Raw genomic sequence first — 7,582 nt, 5'->3', positions numbered from 1 at the left:
GCGGTTCATTTCTTACTTGTCTTGTCCGGCGATGGCGAATTCAGTCAGCAAGATGGCGGCGGTATCGAAATCCAGGCGGTCGACGGCCTGTTTGATCGGGGCGAAATCCTGCGCCTGGGCGCCGTCCAGCATGGAGGCCAACTGCTCGGCCAAGTCCATGGCGCCCATGTCGTTGCCGTCAAGCAAGGCGGCCAGCCGGTTGGTGACCGCCTTGATTTCGGCGGGGTCGGCGGCGGTTTTCGTGGTGGTGGCGGGTTGGGATTGCTCTTCCAGTCGGGCGATGCCGTCGATGACGCGGGCCAATTCGGCGGCAAAGGTGATGCGGGCGGAATCGGCCTCGTCGCGGCGGTCCATTTTCAGCGCCGTTTCCAAGGTCCGGCAGCATTCGTACAAGGCCTGGGCGCCGATATTGCCGGCGACACCCTTGATGGTGTGGGCCAGGGCACTGGCCTGTTCCAGGGCGCCGCCTCTCATGTCGGCTTCCATGCTTGCGGCGCCGTCGGCATAACGGCGGCGGAAATCCAACAGCAATTTGCGGTAAAGCCCTGCATTGCCCATCACCCGCGACAACCCGGCGCCGCAATCGATGCCGGGCAGGCCGTCGAATTGATGGGTGTCGGTCAGGGGGGGCGCGACCACTCCGGGCTCGGGCGGTGCTTGCGGGCGGGCCGGCGGGCGCTGATCCAGGCAGGTGGACAACACCCGCAACAAAATGTGCGGCTCGATGGGTTTGGCCACGTGGTCGTTCATGCCGGCATCAAGGCAGCGGTCACGTTCCTCGGCCAGGGCGTGGGCGGTCATGGCGATGATCGGCAGGCCAATGAAACGGGGATCGGCACGGATGCGTCTGGTCGCCTCGATGCCGTCCATCACCGGCATCTGAATATCCATCAGCACGGCGTCGTAGCCGTCGGCGCCGGCGGCATCCAGGGCCATCAACGCTTCCTCGCCGTTATTGGCCAAGGCGACGCCGACCTGCCAATAGCCCAGGATCTCGGATGCCACCTGCTGGTTGATTTCGTTGTCCTCGACCAGCAGCACATGGCGACCGCGCACGGCTTCCAACTGGCCGGAATCGCCGTCATGGCCATGGCCCAGCGGCTCGACGCTGATGCCGGGCACATGGCCGCCCGAGGCCAGGGTCATCATGGTGTCGAACAGCAAGGACGGATTGACCGGCTTGACCAGCAGGCTGTCGATGGCGGTGACGGCGCCGTTTTGCTCCATCACCTCCTCGCGGTCGCTGGCGGTGACCATGATGATCACCGGGATCACCTGCAAGACGTCGCTTTGTTTGATCCGCTTCGACGCTTCCAGCCCGTCCATCACCGGCATGCGCCAGTCCATCAGCACCACCTTGTAGGGCGGTTCGCCGGCGGCTTCGGCCCGCATGATCTCGGCCAAGGCGGCTTGGCCGTCCTCGGCCTCGGTCACCTGGCACTCCAGGCTGCGCAGCATCTCGCCCAGCACCGCGCGGGTGGTGGCGTTGTCGTCGGCGACCATCACCCGGGCGCCGCGCAAATCCTGCCAGCGCGGCAAGGCGGTGGCGGTGCTGGCCGGAATGGGCAGGCTGGCGGTGAAACTGAAGGTGCTGCCCTTGCCGTGTTCGCTGTCGACCCAGATGCGGCCCTCCATCAACTCGACCATGCGCCGGCAGATGCTGAGGCCCAGGCCGGTGCCGCCGAACTGGCGGGTGGTCGAGGCGTCGGCCTGGCTGAACGGCTCGAACAGGCGGGCGGCCTGCTGTTCGGTCAGGCCGATGCCGGTGTCGCGGACGGAAAACAGCAGGCAGGCCTTACCGTCGCTGATGGATCGCAGTTCGACCCGTACCACCACTTCGCCCACATGGGTGAACTTGATGGCGTTGGTGCACAGATTGGTGATGACCTGGGCCAGCCGCAACGGATCGCCGATCACCTTTTGCGGCAGGTCGCCGGTGGTGGCGAAAACGATTTCCAGGCCTTTTTCCTCGGCCCGGCGGGTAATCAGGTTGGCGACGTCGTCGAGCACGTCGGTGATGGAAAACTCGATCTGCTCGAATTCCAGCCGTCCGGCCTCGATCTTGGAGAAATCCAGGATGTCGTTGATGATCCCCAGCAGGGTCTGCGAGGCGTTTTGAATCTTGATCAGATAATCGCGCTGACGCGGATCGAGTCCGGTGCGCAGGGCCAGCCCCGACAGGCCGATGATGGCGTTCATGGGCGTGCGGATTTCGTGGCTCATGTTGGCGAGAAAGGCGCTTTTGGCCTGATTGGCCTGATCGGCCTCGTCGCGGGCCTGGGACAGGGCGTCCTCGCGCTGGCGGATGGCGTCGACGAAATAGCCCAGGCTGCGGGCCATGTCGGCGATTTCGTCCTTGCCCTCGGTGGGGATGGGCATTGCGATGCCGCGGGCATGACTGCCCATGGTTTCCTGCAGGCGGACCAAGCGTCCGACCACCTGACGGTTGACATAAAGCATGACCAGCAGGCCGACCAGGATAGCGGCGCCGGTGACCCCGTACAACACCGCCTGGTCGCGGGTAATGAAGTGGGAAAAGGCTTCGCGGTCGGCGGCGGTTTCGCGCTCCAACTCGGCGAACAGATTGGTGGCCGACAGCGACAGCCGCGACATCAAATTGTCGTTGTGGCGCAGCAATCCCTTGACCCGGCCATCCACCACCAGCCAGCGGCGGCGCAGGGTGAAGATGCCGTCGCTTTCCTGGGTCATGATCGCCAGTTGGCTGGCGGCGTCGCGCACCGATGCCGGCATCCTGGCCTTGATCGCCGCCGCCAGCACCTGGGCGGCTTCCTGCTCGAGGGCATCCATCTCGTGCTCACGCGTGATGCTGAGGGCGCGGGTCATCAAGGTGATGCCGCGTTCCAGCGCCCACGGCACGCCGCCCTGTTGCTGTTCCGCCTGACGGATGGTTTGCGACAGGACATCGACACGGCGGGTGGCCTGGGCAAGTTTTTCCTCGAGCTCGATGCGTTCGCCCACCGCCGCCACCAGTTGATCCAGGTTGGCGGCCATGGCGTCGCGATGCTGGGCCAGATTGTTGCGGGCGGCTTCGCTGACGCCCTTTTGCCCCAAATCATTGAAGGCGCGGCCCAGCACCGACAATTGGTCGTTGACGACATCGCGCTTGCGCCGCAATTCAAACATTCCGGTGGCGGTGGACAGGCTGAGGCCGCTTTCCGATAAGGCTTCGCTGCGCTGAACCAGACGGGAGACCACGATCAGCCGGCCCATCTGGGTGTCGGCGATGTGGCTGAACCCCTGCTCGAACCGTTGGGTTCCGACCAACGCCACCAGAAATGCGGCCACGGTCATGCCGATGACCGTCAGCATTCCCAGGGTCAAGCGGGTGGCGAAGCCGAAGCGCATGGTGATGGTCCTTCGTCGGAAATCAGCGGAACGGCGGCGACCACAGGATGCCGCCCTGGCTCGACAGGGCGTTCTGGCCACGGTCCAGCCCGAGAACCTTGGTCAGGTTGCGGTTGTAGATTTCGCCGTAATTGCCGACCTGTTCGATCACCCGCATGACCCAGGCCTTGTCCAGGCCCAGGCGGGCGCCCATGTCGCCGTCCAGCCCCAGCAGGCGGCGGATTTCCGGGTCTGTGCTGTTCAGATGCTGTTTGACGTTGGCCGAGGTGATGCCCAATTCCTCGGCGGCGATGGTGGCCAGGATGGTCCAGCGGATGATGTCTTCCCAGCGGCGGTCATTCTTCAGCACCACCGGCGACAAGGGTTCGCGGGTGATGCGTTCGGGCAGCAGCACGTAATCGGCGGGATTGGGGGCCAATTGTTGGCGCAGCGACGCCAGGATGATGCCGTCGGTGCTGACCGCGTCGCATTGGCGATCGAAGAAGGCGGCGAACGAACCCTGGATGGACGAATATTCCTGGATCTTGAAGCCAAGATTGCGGACCTTGTTGACGCGGTTCAGTCCGCCTACCGAGGTGGCATGGCTGATCACGCAGATACGCCGCCCCTTCAACTGGTCCAAGCCGCTGATGCCGCCGTCGCGGCGGACCAGGAAGCCTTGGCCGTCCATCATGGAGGTGGCGGGAAAGGCCAGCCCGCCCAAGTCCCGCTCCGAGGTCCAGGTCGAGGCCTCGGACAGCACGTCAACGGCCTTTTGCCGCAAGGCCTCGAAACGGTCGAGGCTGGACACCGAGACGAAATCCACCGCCCGGGCATTGCCCAAGGTGGCGGCGGCGAAGGCGCGGCAGAAATCGGTGTAGAAACCGGCCCATTGACCGTTTTCGTTCATGGCGGTCAGGGCCGGGCCGTATTCGCTGACACCGCAGCGGATGACGCCGCGGGCGGTGACCTCTTCCAAGGTGCCGGCGCGGGCCTGGGGCGGCGTGGTCAGGCCCGCGATCAATGGCAGTGCGGTCAATGCGGCGATCGCAATCCGTTTCAGCATATTGACTGCTCCTTGTTGGCGCCTTCGATTTCAATGCGGTCACGTCCCGCCTGCTTGGCCCGATACAGCAGGCGGTCGGCGGCTTTCATCAGGGTTTTCAGGTCAAGCGCGCAATCCACCGGCCAGGCCCCGCCGATCGAGGCGGTGACCCGCAGGGTTTGCCGGCCCTCCCAGACGATGGGGAGATCACGGGTCCGTTGCAGCAGCCGGACGGCGATACTGGCCGCTTCGGTTCCGCCGGTTTCGGGCAGGAACACGGCGAATTCCTCGCCGCCGACGCGACCGAGGATGTCGCAGGACCGCAACTCACGCAGCCATGCATCGGCGACCGAGATCAAGACCTGATCGCCGGCGGCATGGCCATGGGTGTCGTTGATGCGTTTGAAATGATCGAGGTCGATGAGCAAAAGCGCCCCGGTCAGGCCGCTGCGTTCCGCCCGTTCCAGTTCGCGGTTGACCAGCATCTCGAAATGGCCGCGATTGAAGGTGCCGGTCAGGTAATCCAGCGCCGCCAATTGTTGCAGCCGTTCATGGGCACGGCGCAAATCCCGCGTCGTCCGGCTGAGGATCAGGTGGTTGCGCACCCGTGCCCGCACGGCAGGGGGGGAGAACGGCTTGGTGATGTAATCCATGGCGCCCAGCAACAGGCCGTGCTCCTCGGATTGCGCATCATGCAAGGCGGTGACGAAAATCACCGACGATTCCCCCGGCTTGAGGTCGGCGGCGATCTTTCGGCAAACGTCGAAGCCGGTCATGTCGGGCAGCATCACATCCAGCAAGATGACATCGAACTGGCTGTCGCGCAGCTTGGCCAAGGCATCACATCCGGTCATGGCAAAGGATATGCTGCCAAGGCCGGAGAGAAGCTCTGCCAGTATCTGGATGTCTGTTGCTGAATCCTCAACTATAAGTATGTCGGCGCCGTGTTTCATCCTGGCCTTTGTTATCTGTCTAAAACAGCTGTTCCACAGGATAGCGGTCAAATATATAAATCCAACCGACTTCTTCACCCGGCAGGGATGTTCCGGCATGAGCGACGCTTTTGATTGGCCTGCCCTGTTGTCGCGCGTCAACGGCAATGTGGCTCTGGCGCGGCGGCTGCTGGAAGGCTTCTTCGCCGAACACGGAGCCGTTGCCGAGGCCGAGGGTACGGATTTGCGCAATTTGGTTCATCGCATCGGCGGCAGCGCCGGCAACCTGGCCCTGATCCAGGTGGCCGAGGCGGCGCGGGAATGTGAAGCCATGCTGCTACGCCAGCCGTCGGCCACGGCGGAACACTGGCGGGCGGCGCTGGCGGCTTTGCAAGAGCGTATCGGCGCCGCCCAAGCCCAGGTGCAGATGGTCCTTGCCGCCTTGCCGACGGTTGAAACGACCACCGGCGGCGATTCCGGCGACGTCTTGGCCACACGTTTGGCCGCGTTGCTGAACCAAAGTGATCTGGCGGCGCTGTCGGTGGCCGAGCAATGGTGGCTGGCAGTCCCCCGCAATGGCCATAACGATGCTATCATCGCCGCCGTTCGGGGACTGGATTTTTCTGGTGCCGCAGCTTTGCTGGTAGGTAAGGGAAATGGTCATGACTGATCCCATCCGCATTTTGATCGTCGATGACGAGCCGGCCAACATCCAGATCCTGCACGCGGCGGTCAGCCCCCTGGGGCCGGTTCAATTCGCCCGCTCGGGGGAACAGGCGCTGAAGCTGGCAAGGGCCAATCCGCCCGACGTGGTCCTGCTCGACGTGGTCATGCCGGACCTCGATGGTTTCGCGGTGACGCGGGCCTTGCGCGCCGATCCCGCCACCGCCGGAATGATGGTGGTGCTGGTGTCGGGTTCCTCCGCCGATGCCGATGTCGAGTGCGGCCTGGAAAGCGGCGCCGACGACTTCATCGCCAAGCCGGTCGCCCCGGCGCTGATCCGGCAAAGGGTGCGGCTGTTGGCCGAACTCGCCCATAGGCGGCGCTGATGCAGGCGCGCGGCATCGTCCTGGTCGTTGACGACGATCCGGCCAACATCATGATTCTGTCGCAGACCCTGCGGCCCGAACATGACGTGCTGTTCGCCACCGATGCCTTGAAGGCGCTGGACATCGCATTCCACCGGTTGCCGCATCTGATCTTGCTGGATGTGATGATGCCGGGCATGGACGGCTATGAACTGTGCCGGCGGCTGAAAGCCGATTCCGTCACCGCCGAGATTCCGGTCATCTTCATCACCAGCCTGGAAGACAAGGAATCCGAGATCAAAGGGTTGCAATGCGGGGCGGTGGATTATATCCCCAAGCCGTTCAATCCGCCGGTGGTCCGCGCCCGGGTTCATAACCACCTGGAAATGGTCCGTGCCCGCATCAATCTGCGTCGATACAACCGGCAGCTTGAAGATGCCAACCGCATGGTTGCCGCCGGCCTTCGCTATGCCAGCCGCATTCAAGGGGCCATGCTGCCGGATTTGGCCGATCTGCAAGGAGCGGTGGCCGAGACGGCGGTGTTGTGGCGGCCCCTCGACGTGGTCGGCGGCGATTATTATTGGGCTGGAATGCATGGCGATGTCAGCGTCTTCGCCTTGATCGACTGCACCGGCCACGGCGTTCCCGGCGCCTTCATGGCGGTGGTCGCCGCCGCCAGTCTGGCCCAGGTGCTGCGCGACAGCCGCAACACCGATCCCGCCCGCATCCTCGCCGATCTGCACCAGGCCTTTCGCAATCTGCTGCGTCAGGACCAAGGCGGGCAAGCCAGCGATGACGGTTTCGACGCCGCCATCTGCGTGGTCGATCCCGTGCGGCGGCAACTGGCCTTTGCCGGTGCCAACATGCATCTGCTGATGGGCGAGGCCGAGGGGGTGGATCTGCTGCGCGGCGACCGCATCGGCTGCGGCGATGGCGGCGCGCCCGATCTGGCCCGGCTGTCGACCCGCCTGGTGGAGCTGCGTCCGGGGGCGAGCTTCTATCTGTTCAGCGACGGCATCACCGACAATATGGGCGGCGGGGAGCGGCGCCAATTGTTCGGCTGGCGCCGTCTGGCCGAGCAACTGGCCCATCATCGGGCCGAGTTGCTGCCCCGGCAGCTTGACGCCCTGGAAAGCCGTCTGGCCCAATGGCGCGGCGCCGAGCCGCAGCGCGACGACATGACGCTTTTGGCTTTTCGTCCGCTATGATGGGGCAACACAAGAAATAACGAG

6 protein-coding genes are annotated in these 7,582 nt (G+C 64.3%); 3 read left to right on the top strand and 3 right to left on the bottom strand.

Features of this window, described 5'->3' with window-relative positions; translation table 11 throughout:
• Positions 1 to 12: 12 nt before the first annotated feature.
• The 3 genes from MGMSRV2_RS07990 to MGMSRV2_RS07980 are packed head-to-tail and all read right to left on the bottom strand — an operon-like array spanning position 13 to position 5,343.
• Positions 13 to 3,366 (bottom strand): hybrid sensor histidine kinase/response regulator, encoded by a 3,354-nt coding sequence (locus MGMSRV2_RS07990; protein ID WP_024079859.1) that lies wholly within the window; start codon positions 3,364 to 3,366, stop codon positions 13 to 15.
• A 22-nt stretch (positions 3,367 to 3,388) separates the two neighbouring features.
• Positions 3,389 to 4,411, bottom strand: a complete 1,023-nt coding sequence (locus MGMSRV2_RS07985; protein WP_024079858.1) for an amino acid ABC transporter substrate-binding protein — start codon at positions 4,409 to 4,411, stop codon at positions 3,389 to 3,391.
• Positions 4,405 to 5,343 carry a GGDEF domain-containing response regulator gene (locus MGMSRV2_RS07980; protein WP_024079857.1) on the bottom strand — a complete coding sequence of 313 codons (939 nt, stop codon included), beginning with the start codon at positions 5,341 to 5,343 and terminating at the stop codon, positions 4,405 to 4,407. Before MGMSRV2_RS07980 ends, MGMSRV2_RS07985 begins: the two co-directional genes overlap by 7 nt.
• Positions 5,344 to 5,440: 97 nt before the next feature.
• Between MGMSRV2_RS07980 and MGMSRV2_RS07975 the strand changes: the two genes are divergently transcribed.
• The 3 genes from MGMSRV2_RS07975 to MGMSRV2_RS07965 are packed head-to-tail and all read left to right on the top strand — an operon-like array spanning position 5,441 to position 7,558.
• Entirely contained in the window at positions 5,441 to 5,992 is a 552-nt protein-coding gene (locus tag MGMSRV2_RS07975; RefSeq protein ID WP_024079856.1) for an Hpt domain-containing protein, read from the top strand.
• Entirely contained in the window at positions 5,985 to 6,371 is a 387-nt protein-coding gene (locus tag MGMSRV2_RS07970; RefSeq protein WP_158497747.1) for a response regulator, read from the top strand. The genes MGMSRV2_RS07975 and MGMSRV2_RS07970 overlap by 8 nt, the downstream gene beginning before the upstream one ends.
• Positions 6,371 to 7,558, top strand: coding sequence for a response regulator (locus tag MGMSRV2_RS07965; RefSeq protein WP_024079854.1), 1,188 nt, complete (start codon positions 6,371 to 6,373; stop codon positions 7,556 to 7,558). The genes MGMSRV2_RS07970 and MGMSRV2_RS07965 overlap by 1 nt, the downstream gene beginning before the upstream one ends.
• Positions 7,559 to 7,582: the final 24 nt, after the last annotated feature.

It is taken from the genome of Magnetospirillum gryphiswaldense MSR-1 v2, assembly GCF_000513295.1.
GTDB classification, from domain to species: domain Bacteria; phylum Pseudomonadota; class Alphaproteobacteria; order Rhodospirillales; family Magnetospirillaceae; genus Magnetospirillum; species Magnetospirillum gryphiswaldense.
Note: the sequence above shows the minus strand (reverse complement) of the source record. Positions and strands in the feature narration are given on the sequence as shown.